17 protein-coding genes and 1 pseudogene are annotated in these 19,787 nt (G+C 70.1%); 9 read left to right on the top strand and 9 right to left on the bottom strand.

All coding sequences use genetic code 11. From position 1 onward, the window contains the following. A pseudogene (locus ACWCP8_RS12810) lies at positions 1-388 on the bottom strand (hypothetical protein); the annotation flags it as partial. A gap of 319 nt (positions 389-707) precedes the next feature. Here ACWCP8_RS12810 and ACWCP8_RS12805 point away from each other — a divergent pair. The 6 genes from ACWCP8_RS12805 (at position 708) to ACWCP8_RS12780 (ending at position 8,450) form a co-directional block, all read left to right on the top strand. Next, a complete protein-coding gene (locus tag ACWCP8_RS12805) occupies positions 708-1,610 on the top strand; it encodes a DUF2797 domain-containing protein (RefSeq protein WP_382828982.1) in 903 nt (300 codons plus the stop codon). A gap of 40 nt (positions 1,611-1,650) precedes the next feature. Next, entirely contained in the window at positions 1,651-2,529 is an 879-nt protein-coding gene (locus ACWCP8_RS12800; protein WP_451115877.1) for an amidohydrolase family protein, read from the top strand. A 78-nt stretch (positions 2,530-2,607) separates the two neighbouring features. Beyond that, the gene (locus tag ACWCP8_RS12795; RefSeq protein ID WP_266983553.1) at positions 2,608-3,345 is read left to right on the top strand and encodes a response regulator transcription factor; all 738 of its coding nucleotides are present in this window, start codon (positions 2,608-2,610) and stop codon (positions 3,343-3,345) included. 16 nt (positions 3,346-3,361) lie between these two features. Beyond that, positions 3,362-4,972, top strand: coding sequence for an ATP-binding protein (locus ACWCP8_RS12790; RefSeq protein WP_451115875.1), 1,611 nt, complete (start codon positions 3,362-3,364; stop codon positions 4,970-4,972). Positions 4,973-4,998: 26 nt separating this feature from the next. Next, a complete protein-coding gene (locus ACWCP8_RS12785; protein ID WP_451115873.1) occupies positions 4,999-6,300 on the top strand; it encodes a glycosyltransferase in 1,302 nt (433 codons plus the stop codon). Continuing rightward, a complete protein-coding gene (locus ACWCP8_RS12780) occupies positions 6,297-8,450 on the top strand; it encodes a glycosyltransferase family 39 protein (protein WP_451115871.1) in 2,154 nt (717 codons plus the stop codon). The genes ACWCP8_RS12785 and ACWCP8_RS12780 overlap by 4 nt, the downstream gene beginning before the upstream one ends. A 13-nt stretch (positions 8,451-8,463) precedes the next feature. Here ACWCP8_RS12780 and ACWCP8_RS12775 read toward each other — a convergent pair whose 3' ends face one another. Then, the gene (locus tag ACWCP8_RS12775; protein WP_451115869.1) at positions 8,464-9,306 is read right to left on the bottom strand and encodes an endonuclease/exonuclease/phosphatase family protein; all 843 of its coding nucleotides are present in this window, start codon (positions 9,304-9,306) and stop codon (positions 8,464-8,466) included. A 151-nt stretch (positions 9,307-9,457) separates the two neighbouring features. Here ACWCP8_RS12775 and ACWCP8_RS12770 point away from each other — a divergent pair, with 151 nt between their 5' ends. Both ACWCP8_RS12770 and ACWCP8_RS12765 read left to right on the top strand, forming a co-directional pair. Beyond that, the gene (locus ACWCP8_RS12770; protein WP_451115867.1) at positions 9,458-10,981 is read left to right on the top strand and encodes an MFS transporter; all 1,524 of its coding nucleotides are present in this window, start codon (positions 9,458-9,460) and stop codon (positions 10,979-10,981) included. A gap of 94 nt (positions 10,982-11,075) precedes the next feature. Then, positions 11,076-11,834 (top strand): TetR/AcrR family transcriptional regulator, encoded by a 759-nt coding sequence (locus tag ACWCP8_RS12765; protein WP_451115865.1) that lies wholly within the window; start codon positions 11,076-11,078, stop codon positions 11,832-11,834. Between the two features lie 24 nt (positions 11,835-11,858). Here the strand turns inward: ACWCP8_RS12765 and ACWCP8_RS12760 are convergent, their stop codons facing one another. The 5 genes from ACWCP8_RS12760 to ACWCP8_RS12740 form a co-directional block, all read right to left on the bottom strand. Further along, entirely contained in the window at positions 11,859-12,809 is a 951-nt protein-coding gene (locus tag ACWCP8_RS12760) for an NAD(P)-dependent oxidoreductase (RefSeq protein ID WP_451115863.1), read from the bottom strand. A gap of 13 nt (positions 12,810-12,822) precedes the next feature. Continuing rightward, positions 12,823-13,293: a PPOX class F420-dependent oxidoreductase gene (locus ACWCP8_RS12755; protein WP_352264117.1), complete on the bottom strand. Its 471-nt coding sequence runs from the start codon at positions 13,291-13,293 to the stop codon at positions 12,823-12,825. 9 nt (positions 13,294-13,302) lie between these two features. Next, a complete protein-coding gene (locus ACWCP8_RS12750; protein WP_352264118.1) occupies positions 13,303-14,118 on the bottom strand; it encodes a YceI family protein in 816 nt (271 codons plus the stop codon). 156 nt (positions 14,119-14,274) lie between these two features. Beyond that, the gene (locus ACWCP8_RS12745; protein ID WP_451115860.1) at positions 14,275-16,758 is read right to left on the bottom strand and encodes an MFS transporter; all 2,484 of its coding nucleotides are present in this window, start codon (positions 16,756-16,758) and stop codon (positions 14,275-14,277) included. Between the two features lie 23 nt (positions 16,759-16,781). Beyond that, positions 16,782-17,303 (bottom strand): MarR family winged helix-turn-helix transcriptional regulator, encoded by a 522-nt coding sequence (locus tag ACWCP8_RS12740; protein ID WP_352264122.1) that lies wholly within the window; start codon positions 17,301-17,303, stop codon positions 16,782-16,784. Between the two features lie 276 nt (positions 17,304-17,579). Here ACWCP8_RS12740 and ACWCP8_RS12735 point away from each other — a divergent pair, with 276 nt between their 5' ends. Beyond that, positions 17,580-17,789 (top strand): hypothetical protein, encoded by a 210-nt coding sequence (locus ACWCP8_RS12735; RefSeq protein WP_352264123.1) that lies wholly within the window; start codon positions 17,580-17,582, stop codon positions 17,787-17,789. Between the two features lie 23 nt (positions 17,790-17,812). Here ACWCP8_RS12735 and ACWCP8_RS12730 read toward each other — a convergent pair whose 3' ends face one another. After that, positions 17,813-18,637, bottom strand: a complete 825-nt coding sequence (locus tag ACWCP8_RS12730) for a hypothetical protein (RefSeq protein WP_451115857.1) — start codon at positions 18,635-18,637, stop codon at positions 17,813-17,815. A 77-nt stretch (positions 18,638-18,714) separates the two neighbouring features. Beyond that, positions 18,715-19,584 carry an RNA polymerase sigma factor SigF gene (locus ACWCP8_RS12725; RefSeq protein WP_352264127.1) on the bottom strand — a complete coding sequence of 290 codons (870 nt, stop codon included), beginning with the start codon at positions 19,582-19,584 and terminating at the stop codon, positions 18,715-18,717. Between the last annotated feature and the right edge of the window lie 203 nt (positions 19,585-19,787).

Raw genomic sequence — 19,787 nt, 5'->3', positions numbered from 1 at the left:
CGTGCGTCTGGAGTGCGGGCTGGGGCATTGCCTGCGTCTGGAGTGCGGGCTGGGGCATTGCCTGCGTCTGGAGTGCGGGCTGGGGCATTGCCTGCGTCTGGAGTGCGGGCTGGGGCATTGCCTGCGTCGGGAGTGCGGGCTGGGGCATTGCCTGCGTCTGGAGTGCGGGCTGGGGCATTGCCTGCGTCTGGAGTGCCGCCTCGGCCATCGCCTGCGTCTGGAGTGCCGCCTCGGGCATCGCCTGCGGTGTCTGCCCAGCCATCGTGCCGACGCCGTAGACGGGGAAAGCTGGGACACCTCGGTCGTCGGCGTGGGCGCTTCCCGCGCCAAGGGTGGCCAGACTCCCGACCGTCAGAGCGGCGATTGCGAACTGCTGAAGCTTGTGCATGGATCCGTACCCTCCGTGCCTCTGCATTGCCCGAATTGAGTAACTCAGTGCAAGTGAACGGTCACTAAAGGTACACATGGGGTGGGTTCGTCTCGCTGTAGGGACCCGTGTCGGACCCACCATCACCCGTTCATCCTCCCTGGGAACGTCCACGACATGATGCGGGGCCCCGCATCGTCCGGCACCCCGCCGCCGATTTGTGGGTGCCTGTGTCCGCGCTCGCGGTTCCCGTGTCCGCGCGTCGGCTGATCTTCCTTCCGTTCGAGGCCTGTTCATCGGAATCTTCGCCCCGGCGCGGAGCCTCGTTACGATCGAACGCATGAGCTGGCACTGCACCGGGTTGCGATGGCCCCAGGAAGGGCCGGTCCTGGGGTGGCAGAAGGACGGGGCGAAGGATCGGGCGAAGGGTGAGGCCGGTTCGACGAGGGTGAGTGTCCTTGTGTACGGGAAGGAGCTCGGGTTCCGCGCCGGCGGTGAGCGGCACTGTGTGGGCGCTCGGGGGAACGTATGTCCGCTGGGGGCCGTGGTGTCCGGGCGGAGTACGGGGGCGCGCTGCCCGGAGTGTGCGCGGCTGGACCGGGCGCACTCGGTGGCCGCCGACACCATTGCCGACGACCCGCGGACGTACCGCGTCTATCTCGCCTGGTTCGGGCCCTCGATGGTGAAGGTCGGGATCACCGCCGAGGCACGGGGTGCGGCGCGGCTGCGGGAGCAGGGGGCCGTGGTCTACAGCTGGCTGGGGCACGGACCGCTGATGGCGGCGCGGCGTACCGAGGAACTTCTGCGGTCGGCGCTGGGGGTGCCGGACCGGATCCCGTATGCGCGCAAGCGTGCGGTGCGGGCCGCGCTGCCCGGGGCGGCGGAACGGGTCGCGGAGGTCGAGAGGCTGTACGGGCGGGCGGCTGCGCTGGAGGGGGCCGGGTGGCCGCAGTCGCTGGAGCGGCTGCCGTTCGAGCCTGTCGACCACACGGGCTTGTTCGGGCTCGACGGGCCGGTCGAAGTGGCGCGGGCGGTGACCGAGTTGAGGGACGGCGGGGTGGTCGCGGGGCGGCTGGTCGCGGCCGCCGGGCCCGATCTGCATCTGGCGGCCACGGACGGGGTGGTCGTGCTGGACACCCGGCTGATGACCGGATGGGAGCTGGTGGGGGCCGATGCGCGGTCGGGGGTGACGGTTCCGGTGATCGATATCGGGGGCGGCGGCGTGCAGGGCGGGCTCTTCTGAGATCGTCGGTGATCAGGTCGGGTCGGACGAGGAGTGCGCGGTGAGTGGCGGCAGCGATGACGTGGTGCGGTTCTGGGAACGGCTCGGACTGCCGGGGCTGATCGATGTCCATACGCATTTCATGCCGGAGCAGGTGCTACGCAAGGTGTGGGCGTACTTCGACTCCGTCGGTCCACTGACCGGGATGGAGTGGCCGATCGCCTACCGGCACGACGAGGACGAACGGCTCGCGCTGCTCCGGTCCTTCGGTGTGCGGCGGTTCACCTCGATGCTCTATCCGCACAAGGCGGGGATGGCGGCCTGGCTGAACGGCTGGGCGGCCGACTTCGCGCGGCAGGTGCCCGACTGTCTGCACACCGCGACCCTCTTCCCCGAGGAGGGCGTGGAGCGTTACGTCCGTGAGGCGGTCGAGTCGGGGGCACGCATCTTCAAGTCGCACCTTCAGGTCGGGGCGTACGACGCGAACGATCCACTGCTCGAACCGGTGTGGGGGCTGCTGGCGGAGGCCGCGGTGCCGGTCGTGATGCACTGCGGGTCCGGTCCCGCGCCCGGCAAGTACACCGGTCCCGAGCCGATCGGCCGGCTGCTCGCGCGGCATCCGCGGCTGCGGCTGATCGTGGCACACATGGGGATGCCCGAGTACGCGGAGTTCCTGGCGCTGGCGGAGGCGTACCCCGAGGTGCGGCTCGACACGACGATGGCGTTCACGGACTTCTCGGAGGACCTCACGCCGTTCCCGGTGGCGGAGCGGGGACGGCTCGCCGATCTCGGGGACCGGATCCTGCTGGGGACGGACTTCCCGAACATTCCGTATCCGTATGTGCACCAGCTGCATGCCCTGGAGCGGCTGGAGTTGGGGGACGACTGGTTGCGGGCGGTCTGCTACGGGAACGCGCACGAGATGTTCGACCGGCGCTGAGTCCGCGCTTCCCGGTTTCTCAGGGAATTCACAGGATCGGGAAAGGACCCTCTCAGAGGCGTCTCACAGGGTTGCGGCATGACGACGACCACGCCCCAGGGGCGTACCGAACTGCTCAGGCCGGACCGCAATCCCGTCCGCGTGCTGGTCGTGGACGACGAGGCGCCGCTTGCCGAGCTGCTCTCCATGGCACTGCGCTACGAGGGCTGGGAGGTGCGCAGCGCCGGGGACGGTGCGAGTGCCGTCCGCATGGCGCGTGACTTCCGGCCCGACGCGGTGATCCTCGATGTGATGCTGCCCGACACCGACGGACTCTCGGTGCTCGGCAAGCTTCGCCGGGACCTCTCCGAAGTCCCCGTGCTGTTCCTGACGGCGCGCGACTCGGTGGAGGACCGGATCGCCGGACTCACGGCGGGCGGCGACGACTATGTGACGAAGCCGTTCAGCCTGGAGGAGGTCGTGGCGCGGCTGCGCGGGCTGATCCGGCGGTCCGGGACGGCGACGGTACGGAGCGAGTCGACGCTCGTCGTCGGCGACCTGGTGCTCGACGAGGACAGCCATGAGGTGAGCCGGGGGACGACCTCCATCCATCTCACCGCGACCGAGTTCGAGCTGCTGCGCTTCCTGATGCGCAATCCGCGACGGGTGCTGAGCAAGGCGCAGATCCTGGACCGGGTGTGGAACTACGACTTCGGCGGGCAGGCGAACGTCGTCGAGCTGTACATCTCGTATCTGCGCAAGAAGATCGACGCCGGACGGACGCCGATGATCCACACCCGGCGCGGGGCCGGATATCTCATCAAGCCCGGTGAGTAGCACGGTGAGTAGCCCGGTGAGCCGTCGGGCGCGGCGGCGGGGAGAGCGGTGGGGAAAGGGACCCTGGACGCTGCGGACCCGGTTGGTGGTGTCCGCGGTGACGCTGATCGCCGTGGTGGCCGCGGTGATCGGTTCAGTCACCACCATCGCCTTCCACAGCTATATGTACGACAAGCTCGACAAGCAGTTGTACTCCATCGCCATGCGGGCCTCGAAGCCGCCGCCGGGCGGCGGCGCGGCCGGCGTGGGTGGTCAGCCGATGCCCGCCGACGGCCCGGACGGCGATCCGCTGGCCTTCATTGACGCCCGCGGGCAGCCTTTCGGCACGCTCGGTGCGGTGTCCGTGGACGGTTCGATCACTGTGTCGAGCGTGGTCGAGGAGAGCTCCGCCGCCCTCGAACAGACCGCCGCGGCCGCTGAGAGGCCGCTGAAGGGTGCGGAGGAGAAAGCCCTGGAGGCGGCGGACATCGAGGTCGGGGACGGGGCGCGGAGCGTCGATCTGCCCGGTCTCGGCGCGTACCGCGTGACGGCAGTCGAGGGGGCGGACGGGACGACCACCGTCCTCGTCGGCATCCCCGCCGCCGAGGTGCGCGGCGCCCTCACCGCCCTGATCCTCGTCGAGGTCTGTGTCACCGGGGCCGGGCTGATCGCCGCGGGGATCGCCGGGGCCGCCATGGTCGGGGTCGCGCTGCGGCCGCTGCGCCGGGTCGCCGCGACCGCAACCCGGGTCTCCGAACTCCAGCTGCACAGCGGCGAGGTGGCACCTCTGGAGCGGGTACCGGCCACCGAGGCGGATCCGCGGACCGAGGTCGGGCAGGTGGGTGCGGCACTCAACCGGATGCTGGGGCATGTCGGTTCGGCGCTGGCGGTGCGCCAGGAGAGCGAGATGCGGGTACGGCAGTTCGTCGCGGACGCCAGCCATGAGCTGCGGACGCCGCTGGCCTCGATCCGCGGCTACGCCGAACTGACCCGGCGCGGACGCGAGGAGACCGGCCCCGACACCCGGCATGCGCTGGGGCGGATCGAGTCCGAGGCGGAGCGGATGACGGGCATGGTGGAGGATCTGCTGCTCCTCGCCCGCCTCGATGCCGGGCGCCCGCTCTCGTACGAGAGCACTGACCTGTCACCGATCGTCGTCGACGCGGTGAGCGATGCCCGCGCAGCCGGGCAGCGGGGTCATCACTGGCGGCTGGAGCTGCCCGACGAACCCGCGACCGTGCACGCCGATCCGACCCGGATCCACCAGGTGCTGGTCAATCTGCTGGCCAATGCCCGTACCCACACCCCGCCCGGCACCACCGTCACCGCACGCGTACGGGCCGGGGCCGCTCATCCGTGGGTGACGCTGGAGGTGCAGGACGACGGGCCGGGAATCCCGGCGCAGCTGCTGCCGCATGTCTTCGAACGGTTCGCGCGCGGCGATGCGTCGCGCTCGCGCAGCGCGGGTTCCACCGGGCTCGGCCTGGCCATCGTGCAGGCTGTCGTCACCGCGCACGGCGGCCGGGTGGAGGTGCGGTCGGTGCCGGGGTGCACGGTCTTCGCCGTCCATCTGCCTGCGGTTCTGCCCGCTGTTCCGCCGGTCCGTACCGACTCACAGCACAACCACAGGTCCATCACACCGGTGTGACAGCGGGGTTGGCGACTGTCGATGACATGCGAACCGACTCTTCCTGGAGCACCCTGCCGGCCCGGGAGCATCTCCTGGCCGGAGCGGTCGACGCGGCAGATGCCCCCGTTCTCGATGTGGTGGTACCCGTCTACAACGAGGAGAAGGACCTCGAAACCTGTGTGCTGCGCCTGCACGACCATCTGGTGCGCACTTTCCCGTACGCCTTCCGGATCACCGTCGCCGACAACGCGAGCACCGACCGCACACCCCAGGTGGCCGCCCGGCTGGCGGCGATCCTCCCGCGGTGCCGCTCGTACCGGCTGGAGGAGAAGGGGCGCGGGCGGGCGCTGCGTGCCGTCTGGTCGCAGTCGGACGCCCCGGTCCTCGCCTATATGGACGTCGATCTCTCCACCGACCTCAATGCTCTGCTCCCGCTCGTCGCACCGCTGATCTCCGGGCATTCGGACCTGGCCATCGGATCGCGACTGGCCCGCAGTTCGCGTGTCGTGCGGGGATCGAAGCGGGCGTTCATCTCGCGGGCCTACAACCTCATCCTCCGGTCCTCGCTGGCCGCGCGGTTCAGCGACGCGCAGTGCGGGTTCAAGGCCATTCGGCGGGACGTCGCGCAGCGGCTGCTGCCGATGGTCGAGGACACCGGCTGGTTCTTCGACACCGAGATGCTGGTTCTCGCGGAGCGCGCCGGGCTGCGCATCCATGAGGTTCCGGTGGACTGGGTCGACGACCCCGACTCCACGGTCCACATTGTGCGTACGGCGACCGAGGACCTGAAAGGTGTGTGGCGGGTGGGGCGGGCGCTGGCCGTGGGGGCACTGCCGCTGGACCGTCTCGCCCGGCCCTTCGGGGACGATCCGCGCGACCGCGGACTGAGCGGTGTGCCGGGCGGCCTGGCCCGGCAGCTGGTCGGGTTCTGCGTCGTGGGCGTGCTCTCCACGCTCTTCTATCTCGCCCTGTACTCGCTCTTCCGACTGGGCGCCGGCCCGCAGATCGCCAACGGCGGTGCGCTGCTGGTGTCGGCCGTCGCCAATACGGCAGCCAACCGGAGGCTCACCTTCGGCGTACGCGGCCGGAACGGCGCGGTACGCCATCAGGCGCAGGGTCTCGTCGTCTTCGCCGTCGGCCTCGCGCTGACCAGTGGCTCCCTCGCGGCGCTGGGCGCGGCGTCCGGATCGCCCTCGCACGGCACGGAACTCGCCGTGCTGATCACGGCCAACCTCGCGGCGACGGTGCTGCGGTTCCTGCTGTTGCGCGCCTGGGTCTTCCCGGACCGGGCCCCCGCGACCGGCCGCGCCGACGACACTCACCACGAACTGGGGAACGTCCGATGACCACCCTGCACCCCACCGACCGATTTCCGGCACCGCCGACCACAGCTGCACCGGCTGCGGACGAGCCGTTCCTGCGGCGTGTACGGAAGGGGAGGACTGAGGACCCGCGCTGGGCACGGCCCGCCTTCCTCACCCTGCTGCTGGCCATTGCACTGGCGTACCTGTGGAATCTCAGCGCCTCCGGTTACGCCAACTCCTTCTACTCCGCAGCCGTGCAGGCCGGCAGCCAGAGCTGGAAGGCGTTCTTCTTCGGCTCGCTGGACGCGGCGAACGCCATCACCGTCGACAAGCCGCCGGCCACGCTCTGGCCGATGGCCCTGTCGGTGCGGATGTTCGGCCTCAGCTCGTGGGCGATCCTCGCTCCGCAGGTGCTGATGGGGGTGGCGACGGCCGGGGTGCTGTACGCGGCGGTTCGCCGCCGGTTCGGTGCGGTTGCCGGACTGATCACGATGACGGTGTTCGCGCTCACCCCCGTCGCCGCGCTGATGTTCCGCTTCAACAATCCGGACGCGCTGCTCGCGCTGCTGATGACCGTGACCGTCTACTGCGTGCTGCGCGCGCTGGAGAACGGCCGGACGAAGTGGCTGGTGTGGGCCGGGGTCGCGGTGGGTCTTGCGTTCCTGTCGAAGACCCTGCAGGCATTCCTGATCCTGCCGCCGCTGGCCGTGCTGTACGCGGTGTGCGCGCCGACGACGGTACGGAAGCGGTTCGGCCAACTCGGTCTGGCGGCACTCGCGATGGTGGTCGCGGGTGGCTGGTGGGTGGCGATCGTCGAACTCTGGCCCGCCTCCTCCCGCCCGTACATCGGTGGTTCGCAGAACAACTCCTTCCTGGAACTGACCTTCGGCTACAACGGGCTCGGCCGGATCAGCGGCGACGAGACCGGCAGCGTCGGAGGAGGCGGTGGCGGTGGTCAGTCCGGTGGCCAGTGGGGCGAGACCGGCATCGGCCGGATGTTCAACTCCGAGATCGGCAGCCAGATCTCCTGGCTGCTGCCCGCCGCGCTGATCCTGCTCCTCGCGGGCATCTGGATCACCTGGAAGGCGAAGCGGACGGACACCGCCCGCGCGGCCTTCCTCGCCTGGGGCGGCTCGCTGCTGATGACCGCGGTCGTCTTCAGCTTCATGGCCGGCATCTTCCACCAGTACTACACGGTCGCCCTGGCCCCCTACATCGCGGCGCTCGTCGGCACGGGCGTCACGGTCCTGTGGGAGGAGCGGGCCGAGTGGGCGGCGAGCGGAGTGCTCGGCGCCACGGTCGCTGTCACGGCGCTGTGGTCGTACGTGCTGCTGGGGCGGACCCCGGACTACCTGCCGTGGCTGCGCTGGGCCGTCCTCATCGGCGGTCTTGTGGGCACGGCGGGTCTGCTGCTTGTGGCCCGGGCCGGACGCCGGCTGGCGTTCGCCGCGGTGGGGGTCGGTTTCGTCGCATCGCTGGTCGGCCCGACTGCGTACACCCTGAGCACGCTGAACACCGGACACCAGGGCTCGATCGTCACGGCCGGCCCGTCGGGCGCCAGCACGATGGGCGGTGGTGGCCGGGGTGGTCCCGGGGGTGGTGGCGGAGTGCAGCCTCCGAGCCAGAACAGCCAGAACAGCCAGAACGGTCAGAACAGCCAGGCCAATCAGCAGGGCGGCGCCATGGGTCGGCCGCCGACCGGTGGCCAGGGCGGCTTCCCGGGTGGCGGCCGGCAGGCTCAGGGCCAGGGCAATCAGCAGAACGGCATGCCGGGCGGCGGCCCTGGTGGCATGGCGGAAGGCGGCATGCCAGGAGGCGGCGGCATGGGCGGTCTGCTGAACGGCTCTTCGGTCGACTCGCAGGCCGAGAAGCTCCTGGAGAAGAACGCCGGCGCCTACACCTGGGCAGCCGCGGCCATCGGCTCGCAGAACGCCGCCAGTTACCAGCTCGCCACCGGCGACCCGGTGATGGCGATCGGCGGCTTCAACGGCAGTGACCCGTCCCCGACGCTCGCCCAGTTCAAGCAGTACGTCGAGGACGGAAGGATCCACTACTTCATTTCGAGCGGCACAGGCGGGATGGGCGGCGACAGCGGCACCTCGTCCAAGATCAGCTCGTGGGTCGAGGACACCTTCGAGAAGGTCACTGCCGGCAGTTCGACCTTCTACGACCTGACCCGGCCCAAGAGCTGATCCGAACCGGCCGTCAGCGTCGGAGCAGCAGCAGATCGGCGACAACCGGGCGGTGGTCCGAGGCAAGTGTCTCGGCCACCGCCGCGTCGCGTACCCGTACGCGGTCCTTGGACACGGCCACGAAATCGATCCGCTTCACGGGGTTCAGCGCGGGGTAGGTCGGCGCGCCCGGTTCGGCATCGGCCAGCTCCTCCCAGAGCGGGGCCAGTTCCGGGGCGCCCGGCTCCGCGTTGAAGTCGCCGAGCAGTACCTTCCGCCCCTCGTCCTCCGCCATGACACGCCGGGTGTCGGCGACCTGCGCGATCCGTACGGACGGGTCGCCGCGGTAGTCGAGGTGCGTCACATACACATGCACGGGCATCCCCTTCACCCGTACGACCACCTCGCCGAATCCGGGCGCGGGCGCCGGCACGGGGTTGGGGACCTGGGTGGAGAGCCGGGTGATCTCGTGGTTCTCGGCGCTGACGATCCGGTACCTGGACAGCACCGCGACGCCGAACTCACGCCGTGGCGCCCCCGGTGTCGTGGGATCGAGGCTGTATATCGGGGCGAACGACACCCGCATGTGCAGCCGTTCGGCCAGCTCGCCCGCGACATCCCGCCACTGGCTGCGGGTGTCCCAGTGGACGTCCACCTCCTGAAGCCCGATCACATCGGCGTCCAGTGCGCGCAGTTCCGCCGCCTGCCGGTCCAGATCGAAGACGTTGTCCATGCCGGCGCCCGCATGGATGTTGTACGTGGCGACGCGCAACGGCACCGAATGGCCGTGCCCGGCAGCTCCGGCGGGCGGGACGGCGGCCACCCCCAACAGACCTGCAGCGATCAGGACTTCCGCCGTACGACGACGCAGTGACATGCCACTCCCGGTGCTAGTCGGCTCCCTCTCGGATCAGCGCCGAGCACCGTACCGCGCGAAAGTTGCTTGTACACCGTACGTGGGTTGCTTTACGGTGTACAACGATTCTCCCATACACCGTATAAGACCTCCAGGAGCTCAAGGAGCCCGCATGACGGCGACCGCAGCCGCCCGGAACCGGCTCACGCCCCCAGGCCACCCGCAGCGCTGGATGATCCTCGGCGTCATCTGCCTCGCCCAGCTCACCGTGCTGCTCGACAACACGGTCCTCAACGTCGCGATCCCCTCCCTCACCCGGGAGCTGGACGCTTCCACCGCCGACGTGCAGTGGATGATCAACGCCTACTCGCTCGTCCAGTCGGGTCTGCTGCTCACGGCCGGCAGTTCCGCCGACCGCTACGGCCGCAAGAAGATGCTGCTCGCGGGCCTCGCCCTGTTCGGTATCGGTTCTCTGGTGGCGGGGCTCGCCCAGTCGTCCGCACAATTGATCGCCGCCCGTGCGGGCATGGGCATCGGCGGTGCGCTGCTGATCACCACCACCCTGGCCGTCGTCGTCCAGATTTTCGACGACGCCGAGCGCGTGAAGGCGATCGGCATCTGGTCCACCGTCAACTCACTCGGTTTCGCCGTCGGGCCGCTGATCGGCGGGGTCATGCTCGACCACTTCTGGTGGGGCGCGATCTTCCTGGTCAACATTCCGGTCGCGGTCATCGGCCTGGTCGCCGTGGTCCGGCTCGTACCCGAGTCCAAGAACCCGCGCGGCGACCGTCCCGACCTGTTCGGGGCGCTGCTCTCCACCATCGGTATGGCCGCTGTCGTGTACGCGATCATCTCCGGCCCGGGACACGGCTGGACCTCGGGCCACGTCCTGCTCACGGCCTTCACCGGGGTCGCCGTCCTCACCGGCTTCGTGCTGTGGGAGCTGCACATCCCGTACCCGATGCTGGACATGCACTTCTTCCGGAACCAGAAGTTCATCGGGGCGGTCGCGGGCGCGATCCTGGTGGCGTTCGGGATGGGCGGCTCGCTGTTCCTGCTCACCCAGCAGCTCCAGTTCGTCCTTGGCCACGAGCCGCTGGAGGCAGGCCTGCGTACGGCTCCGCTGGCGCTGAGCGTCGTCGCGCTCAACCTCACGGGCCTGGGCGCCAGGCTGGTGCCCAGGCTGGGCACGCCCGCCACCATTGCCGCCGGGATGAGTCTGCTGGCCGCGGGTCTCGCCGCGGTCGCCCTGTTCGGCGGCAACGGCTACGGCGGCATGCTGCTGGGCCTGGTCGTGATGGGTGCGGGGATCGCCCTCGCCATGCCCGCCATGGCCAACGCGATCATGAGCGCCATTCCACCGGAGAAGGCGGGCGTGGGCGCCGGGGTCAACGGCACGCTGGCCGAATGCGGCAACGGGCTCGGGGTCGCGGTGCTCGGTGCCGTCCTGAACTCCCGGTTCGCCGCCCTGGTGCCGGCGGCGGTCGGCGCCGCCTCGCTGCCCGCCGCCGTCGCCGCGGCGACCGGCGACGGGGAGCGGCAGCGGATCACCGACGCCTTCGCCTCGGGACTGGAGACGAGTCAGCTGGTCGGAGCGGTGGCGGTGCTGGCCGGCGGTCTGCTCGCCGCCGTACTCCTGCGGCGGGCGGAGCGGGCAGAATCGGCTCAGGCAGACTCGGCCGCGGCAGCGGCCTAGCATCAGGTGGGGCGTACCGGACCGTAAGAATCCGGTTGTTGCGCACAGGGTACGGATCCGGTCCGTCCCGCCGGCAAGACGAGGAGAGTGCGCCATGGTGTCCGCGGCCGACCGTGCGAAAAACCGTGCCCGGACCAGCGTCTGGCTGGATCAGCGGGCACCGTCGCGCACCCGCAGGGCCGATCAGCCGGCCGGACTCGACCGCGAGAAGATCACCGCGGCAACGGTCCGGCTGCTGGACGCCGAGGGCCTTGCCAAATTCTCCATGCGCCGACTCGCCGCCGAGCTGGACGTCACCGCGATGTCCCTCTACTGGTATGTCGAGACCAAGGACGACCTGCTGGAGCTGGCCCTGGACTCGGTCTACAGCGAGATCACGCCTCCCCGGGAGGAGGGGCGCTGGCAGGACCGGCTGCGCGAACTGGCCACCACCTATCGGGAACTGCTGGTCCGGCACATCTGGGTGTCGCCGCTCGCGGGTCACTTCCTCAATATCGGCCCGCACTCCATGCTGTTCTCGTACGCCGTCCAGGATGTGATCCGGGCGACGGGGCTGCCGCTGCGCAGGCAGACGGGAGCACTCTCCGCGGTCTTCCAGTTCGTCTACGGATTCGGCACCATCGAGGGCCATTTCGTGCAGCGTTCCGCGGAGGCGGGACTCAGCCAGGACGAGTTCTTCCAGCAGGCAATGGGCACGATCCGCTCCCAGCCGCAGCTGAGCCGGATCGTGGAGTCCTCGCAGGACCTGATGGAGGCCCGCGGCGGCGACACGGTCGAGGAGATGCGCGAGCGGGACTTCACCTTCGCCCTGGACCTGCTGATTGCGGGCATCGAGGCGATGCGGGACCGCTGAGATCCTGCCCGTCCCGTACGACTCTCAGTACCCGCGCCCCACATCCACGGCTGTGTCCGGCACCCGCCCCTCCGCCATCGCCTCCCAGCACGCGGCAAAGTCGATGACGATGTCCTCGTCCGCCGTGATGCCCGCGGAGTGCGAGGTGATCACCGTACGGGGCAGCTGCCAGCACCGGTCGCCGGGTGCGGGGGGCTCCTCGGGCAGCACGTCGAGCACCGCGCGTCCCACCGCACCGGTGTGCAGGGCGGCCTCCAGCGCTTGCATGTCCACTGTTGCGCCCCGGCCGACGTTGATGAATGTGGCTCCGCGCATGCCCGCGAAGCGGTCCGTCCCGAAGAAACCGTCCGTCGCGGAGGTCAGCGGCAGCGTGGAGACCACCCACCGCGCCGAGGTGAGCGACTGTGCGTCGTCGTCCGCCCCGACGACCCGGTCGAAGCCGGCCGATGCCGTACGCGCCCCGCGCCCGACGCCCACGGTCCGGATGCCGTACGCGCGCAGCAGACCGGCGACGGCCGAGCCGATGCGACCGGTCCCGTAGATCACGGCGGTCTGCCCGGAGGCGAGTTCGGAGGGGATACGGCGCCACTCGGCCCGTGCGTGCTGGGCGGCGAACTCGGGGACGGACTGGCAGTCGGCGAGCACCCAGGCCAGTACGTACTGGGCGATCCGCTCACCCATACGGCCCACCGTCCGGGTGAGCAGCACCCCGGACGGCCACGGTCCGGCGCTGAGCAGGGCGTCCGTACCGGCGTTCACGCTGTGGAACCACACCAACGGCCCGCCCCGCAGCGCATCCGGCAGCGTGGCCCCGACGCAGATGAAAGGTTCCTCCGGCGGTGTGCCGGAGAAACCCCGTTCCACCGGGCGGCCGGTGATCCGCTCCAGGCCGCGGACGACGGAGGCGCCGACGGTCGGTGCGGCCAGCAGCCGGGCCCGGGCGAGCAGGCCCGGCGCCGGAAGGTTCTCACCCATCCCGGAACAGCGGTCAGTTACCGGGCGCCAGGTGGGCGGGGAAACCGCCCGTAGCAATGGGCCCCCACCGCTCCGGAGTGATCCGGATGATCGACTTGCCCTGCTTCACCATCGCCGCCCGGTACTCGTCCCAGTCCGGATGCTCCCCCGAGATGTTCCGGAAGTACTCGACGAGCGGCTCGACGGAGTCGGGCGCATCGATCACCTCGGCCGAGCCGTCGATCTGCACCCACGCCCCGTTCCAGTCGTCCGACAGGACGATCACGCTGACGCGCTCGTCCCGCTTCGCGTTACGGGTCTTGGCCCGTTCGGGGTACGTCGAGACGACGATCCGGCCCGAGTCGTCGACGCCGCAGGTCAGCGGCGAGCCCTGGGGGCGGCCGTCGGACCGGGTGGTCAGCAGGATCGCCCGGTGCCGGGGCCGTACGAACGCCAGCAACTCATCGAGCTCCACGGCGGTGTTGGTCGCGATGTTGGGTGCCATGTCCGCAGACTACGACGGCAGGGAGTCACCCTGCACGGCCTGGATGTCCAACTCGACCCGGAGCGTCGTACCGATCGCCGAGATGCCGGCCTGGACCACCTGGTTGTAGTTCATGGCGAAGTCGTCGCGGCGCAGCTCTGCCGTGGCGCTGAACGCCGCGCGCGTCCCGCCCCACGGGTCGGGTCCGGTGCCGAGGTAGCTCAGGTTCAGGTCGACGCTCCGCGCGACGCCGTGCATCGTCAGCTCGCCGTGCACGGTCCAGCGGTCGGGACCGGCCGGGTCCAGCCGGTGGGAGCGGTACGTGATCTCCGGGAACCGGTCCGAGTCGAGGAAGTCCGCCGACCGCAGGTGCTTGTCCCGCATGTCGTTGCCGGTGTCGATGCTGGCCGCGCTGATGACGGCGTCGACCCGGGACCGGTGGAGCTCCTCGGCGATCTCGATCCGGCCGCTGAACTCGGTGAACCGGCCGTGCACGCTGGAGATCCCCAGGTGCTGCGCGACCGCGCCCACCGAGGAGTGCGCCGGGTCCAGCGACCAGGCGCCCGGCGGCGGCAGCTCCACGCCGCCCTGACGGGCCAGCACCACCGTGCCGGCCTCGACCCGGCCGCTCGCCGTGACGAGGGCGGTCGACGCGGCCGGCGCGTACCCGACCGCGGTCACGATCACCGTGTACGCGCCGGCGGGCAGCAGAGCGTCGGTCCGAACCGCCCCGTCCTCGTCGGCCGCGGCTCGCAGCACCTGGGTGCCGGTCATGTCGGTCACCGTCACGACCGCGTGCTGGACGGCCCAGCCGTCCCGCGTCCGTACCTGTGCGCGAAGTCCCATCCCGTTTCTCTCCTTGCTCCATGACTCAATGAGTCGGGCCCCGGGGCGGGGACGGCAGGCCGTCCCCTGCCTGCCGTCCCCACCACCGGGGCCCATTTCCACCGGGGGCAGCCTCTCCGCTCGAAGCGCTGTCCGCCAGGGGCCTGTGTTACTCGATCACTCGCCGGGGTGGGCGAGCTCGATGTCGTGGCCGTCGACCCCGCGACCGGCCACGGTCAGCGCGCCGGCCACCGGCGGGTAGCCGGTCGCGATGACCGAGTACTCGCCCGCGTCCAGGTCGGCGAAGGCGTATGCCCCGTCCTCCCCGGTCGTCGAGGTGGCGACCACGTTGCCCGCCGCGTCGACCAGCGTGACGCGCGCGTCCGGCAGCGGCCGCAGCGCGGCACCGGCCCGCACGACACCCTGGACCAGCGCACCGGACTGCAGTGCGGCGTCGATCCGGGTGACCCCCTGGCCACCGATCTCGACCGGCAGCGCCAGCGGACGGTACCCGGCGGCGTTCACCGCGACGGTCACCGCACCGGGCACCAGCTCGGCGAAGGTGAACTCGCCGTTCTCGGTGGACTTGCCGGTGGCCAGCACATCGCCGCGCACATCGGTCACGATGACCATGGCGCCGTCGACCGGAGCGCCGCTCTCGGCGGCCCGCACGGTCCCGGCCAGGCCGCTCGTACCGACGAGCAGGATGTCGTACGACAGCTGCTCGTCGCCGACGACCACGGTGGACGCCTGCGGCTGGAAACCGTCGGCGGACGCGATCAGGACGTAGCTGCCGGAGCCCGGCGCCTGTACGCCGTAGCTGCCGTCGGCCCGGGCGACGGAGCGCCCCAGCTGCCGGCCGCCCAGCGAGATCAGCGTGACGGCGGCACCGGCCACGGGTACGCCCTCGGCGCCCCGCACCACACCGCGCACCGCGGTGCCCGGCACGGTTGCGACCGGAGCTTCGAGCGTGTCTGCCGAGGTGACCCCGGCCGCTCCCTCGGAGATCAGCGCGGCAGTACCGGACGGAACCTCGGCGAGGACCGCGGCAGGAACCTCGGCCTTCGCCGGGGCGTCGTTCGCGGCGTTCGTCTTCAGCGCGACCTCCTTGATGAAGATCGTGATCAGGAAGGCGAGCAGTGCGGCCGGAGCGGCGATCATGAAGACATCGCCGACACCGTGCCCGTAGGCGCTCTCCACGACCGTGCGGAACGGTGCGGGCAGCTTGTCCAGGTCGGGGATGCCCCCGCCGCCGGTGCCGCCGTGGCCCAGGGCCGCGCCCTTCGGACCGAGGTCCGCGAGGCCGTCCTTGACGTAGTGGGTGACGCGATTCGCCATGACGGCGCCCAGTGCCGAGACACCGATCGCACCACCGAGGGAACGGAAGAAGGTGACGACGGAGCTGGCCGAACCCAGGTCGGACGGTTCGACCTGGTTCTGCGTGGCGAGCACCAGGTTCTGCATCATCATGCCGATGCCGAGACCCATCACGAACATGAAGATCGCGATGTGCCAGTACTCCGTGTCGTACCGGATCGTGCCGAGCATTCCCAGCCCGGCGGTGACCAGGAAGCCACCGCTGACCAGCCAGGCCTTCCAACGGCCGGTCTTGGTGATGATCTGGCCGGAGACGGTCGAGGAGAGGAAGAGCCCCCCGATCATCGGGATCGTCATGACACCGGACATCGTCGGCGACTTGCCGCGCGCCAGCTGGAAGTACTGGCTGAAGAAGACGGTGCCCGCGAACATCGCGATACCGACGAACAGCGAGGCGAGCGAGGCCAGTGTGATGGTGCGGTTACGGAAGAGGCGCAGCGGGATGATCGGCTCGCTGGCCCGGGACTCGGTGAAGACGAAGAGCAGGACGAGCACCAGGGAACCTGCGAGCATTACGCCGGTCTGCCAGGACATCCAGTCGTACTTGTCGCCGGCGAAGGTCACCCAGAGCAGCAGCAGCGAGACAGCGGCGCTGATGAAGAACGCACCCGTCCAGTCGACCTTGACCTCGCGCTTGACGACCGGGAGCTTCAGGGTCTTCTGGAGCACGATCAGAGCGATGACCGCGAATGGCACACCGACGTAGAAGCACCAGCGCCAGCCCATCCAGCTGGTGTCGGTGATGACACCGCCGAGCAGCGGACCGCCGACGGTGGCGACGGCGAACACCGCGCCGATGTAGCCGCTGTAGCGACCGCGCTCGCGCGGGGCGATCATCGCGGCCATCACGATCTGGGCGAGGGCGGAGAGACCGCCGACGCCGATGCCCTGCACGACACGGCAGGCGATGAGCATGCCGCTGCTGGTCGACAGACCGGCCACGACCGAGCCCGCGACGTAGATGACGAGCGCTATCTGGACCAGCAGCTTTTTGCTGAACAGGTCGGAGAGCTTGCCCCACAGGGGAGTGGTGGCGGTCATCGCGAGCAGCGAGGCCGTGACGACCCAGGTGTACGCCGACTGGCCGCCGCCGAGGTCCGAGATGATCTCGGGGAGGGCGTTGGAGACGACGGTCGACGAAAGGATCGCGACGAACATGCCGAGCATCAGCCCGGCCAGTGCTTCCATGATCTGCCGGTGTGTCATCGGCGCGCCTTCGGAGGGACTGGTCCCTCCGTGCTTGGCGTGGCCGCCCCGCACACCGGTTGGTGTGGTCGTAGCCATTTAGTTCCTTGTCTTTGCTTCTGTTACACGGGTGTACGGGTATGCGACTCGTCGTTGCTGTCGGCGGGCCGCGAACGGCACTCGTCGCGATGCTTTCCGGGGGCGCACCCACCGGAGCCGCGACAGGCGAAGCTGTCACGCAGCCGGGCCAACAACGTATTGAGCTGCCCGACCTCGTCGTCGGACCAATCCTGAAGGTGGTGGGCGAACATCTCGGTGCTCCGCCGGTTCAGGTCGCTGAGTACGTCCTGTCCCGCGGGGGTCAGCCGCAGGATCCGGGACCGCTTGTCCGCCGGGTCCGAAGACCGTTCTATCCAGCCGCGCTCGGCTACATGGGTGACATGTCGGCTGGTGACCGACATGTCGACGTCCAGTAGCTCGGCCAGTCTGCTGATCCGCATTTCACCGTGCTTGCCGAGCAGGGCCAGCACGGCCGCGGATCCGCCAGGACATTCAGCAGGCAGGATGCGGGCGAGCCCTCGCTTGACGGCCCCGACGGCGCTGAGCTGCCGGGCCAGTTCTTCGTACTGACTCCGTGCGGCCACGGGACCCCCCAGACTGTTCCACTGCATGTTGTTGCTTAGGGCAACCATAAATCCCGTTGGTTGCTGCAGGCAAACGAAAACGGCCTTGCATAAGTAAAGGAACGCAAAAGGCTGCGTAGGGACCGGGTCAAACGCCCAGCGTGCGCCCGGCGCACTTCGCGGCCGTGTGCGTCGCGCCACAGCCCGCAGTGGTTCACGGGTTCTCCGTCTCCGGCGCGGGGCCTTCACCGACCCGGGGGTTGGGCCGCACCCCCGAGTTCGCTAGGGTCCTGGCCCATGGCACATAACCCCCATGCCCCCCAGGGCCCCGAGGGCAACTACGACCCGGCGGGCAGTACTCAGATGTTCCGCGCCTTCGTCGACGAGGGCGAGCCGCAGCGCCGGCAGCAGCCGGCCGCGTCGTCCGGACCGAGGACCGGGGTGATCGTCGCCGTCGTCGCGGTCGTTGTCATCCTCGGTGCGATCGCCTGGCTCGCGCTCAGCTGACCTGGCTCCGCTCCCTCCATCCGTCACTTCCAGACGGCGGTGACGTCCCGGGTCTCGATATGCATGCCCAGGGGCACCCGCCAGGCGTCCACACAGACGGTGTACGTCTTCTTCCGTGCCGCTCCCGCGTCGATCGGCGCGGGCAGCGGCGCTGTCGATTCGATGGTCGCCCAGTCGATTCCCAGCGCGCCGATGATGTGCGTGGCGAAGGTGACCGTTCCCGAACGGACCGGTGAGCCACCGGTATTGCGGAACTCGACGGTCACCTTCTCGCACCAGCGGTCATCGGCCGCCGCCCGCTCGGGTGCGCTCAGCGTCAGTACGGCAGGCCCGGCGGGTGCGGTGGACCCTGGTGCGGACGGGGCGGAGGGGCCCTGCGAGACGCTTCCCGCGCCACCGGAGCCGGTGCCGTCGACGCTCCCCGTGCCGCCGGTGTCGACGCTGCTTGAGCCGCTTGCGGAGCCCGTGGTGCCACCGGTGGCGGCGCCGGACGAGCCGGGCGCCTGCGTGCCGTCGCCCGCGCCGTCCCCCGTAGCGCCCGCCCCGCCCGGGGCGCCGCTCTGCGCGGAGGAGCCCGGCATCGGCTCCGCGTCTCCGCCGGCGTCATCGCCTCCGCCGTCGCTCCCCGCGCCGTCCAGCGGGATCAGCGTCACCTTCCCCGAGGGGGCCACCGCCCCCGTCGGTGCCTTCTCCGGCCCCGTACCCGCTGCGCCGACCGCCACATAGCCGTCGCCCCCGCCCGTCCCCGCGCCACAGGCGGCGAGCGCGCCGCCCAGGCACAGCACGGCCGCCGAGGCGACGAACACTGTGCCCCGGCGGCCGGTCGAGCTCCACGTCTGACGTCGCATCGCGCCAGTGTGGCTGACGGTCCGTCAATTCGGAACCCTCGTGCCCCGGTACGGCGTTCGGTGGCGCCCGGCCGCGGTCAGTCGGCGATGAGTCCTTCCCGAAGCTGTGCGAGCGTCCGGGTGAGCAGCCGCGAGACATGCATCTGCGAGATGCCGACCTCCTCGCCGATCTGCGACTGGGTCATGTTGGCGAAGAATCGCAGCATGATGATCTGCCGCTCCCGGGGCGCGAGTTTGGCCAGCAGCGGCTTCAGCGACTCGCGGTACTCGACGCCCTCCAACGCCGAGTCCTCGTAACCGAGCCGGTCCGCGAGGGACCCCTCGCCGCCATCGTCCTCGGGAGAGGGCGAGTCCAGCGAGGACGCGGTGTACGCGTTGCCGACGGCCAGGCCGTCGACCACATCCTCCTCGGAGACCCCGAGCGCCACCGCGAGCTCCGGCACGGTCGGCGAGCGATCGAGCTTCTGAGCCAGCTCGTCGCTGGTCTTGGTCAGCGCGAGCCGCAGCTCCTGGAGCCGGCGCGGTACCCGCACCGACCAGGAGGTGTCGCGGAAGAAGCGCTTGATCTCGCCGACGACGGTGGGCATCGCGAACGTCGGGAACTCCACGCCCCGCTCGCAGTCGAACCGGTCGATCGCCTTGATCAGGCCGATCGTGCCGACCTGGACGATGTCCTCCATCGGTTCGTTACGGCTCCGGAACCGTGCCGCCGCGTAACGCACGAGCGGGAGGTTGAGCTCGATGAGTGTGTCCCGTACGTAGGCACGCTCCGGGCTGTCGTCCGGTCCGTCGGGACCCGGTGCGGGCCCCAGAGCAGCGAGCCGGTGGAACAGGGAGCGGGACAGAGTGCGGGTGTCGATGGCTTCCGACGAGCTGGTGAGCACAACGGGTGCGGGTGCGCTCTTCGTGAGCGTGAGCACCTTCGAGCTGCCCTGTTCTGCGGACATGCCACCCCCTTGAGGTCGCGGACGGTCGCGTTGAGCCGCGACCATCGGAGGAACGCAGCCTCCACCTGAATACCGGAGGCGGGGCTGCGGCAAACGCGGTTCACGCAGAATGTCACATGTCGGCAACACGCTGTAGTGACATGTCGACAAGTCAAGGTGGAGTATGCGCAGTTAACGGGGGGTGTGGGGCATTCAGGCGTTCC

Source organism: Streptomyces sp. NPDC002206 (assembly GCF_053593595.1).
The sequence above is the reverse complement of the archived record's forward strand: the minus strand, read 5'-3'. Positions and strand labels throughout refer to the sequence as shown.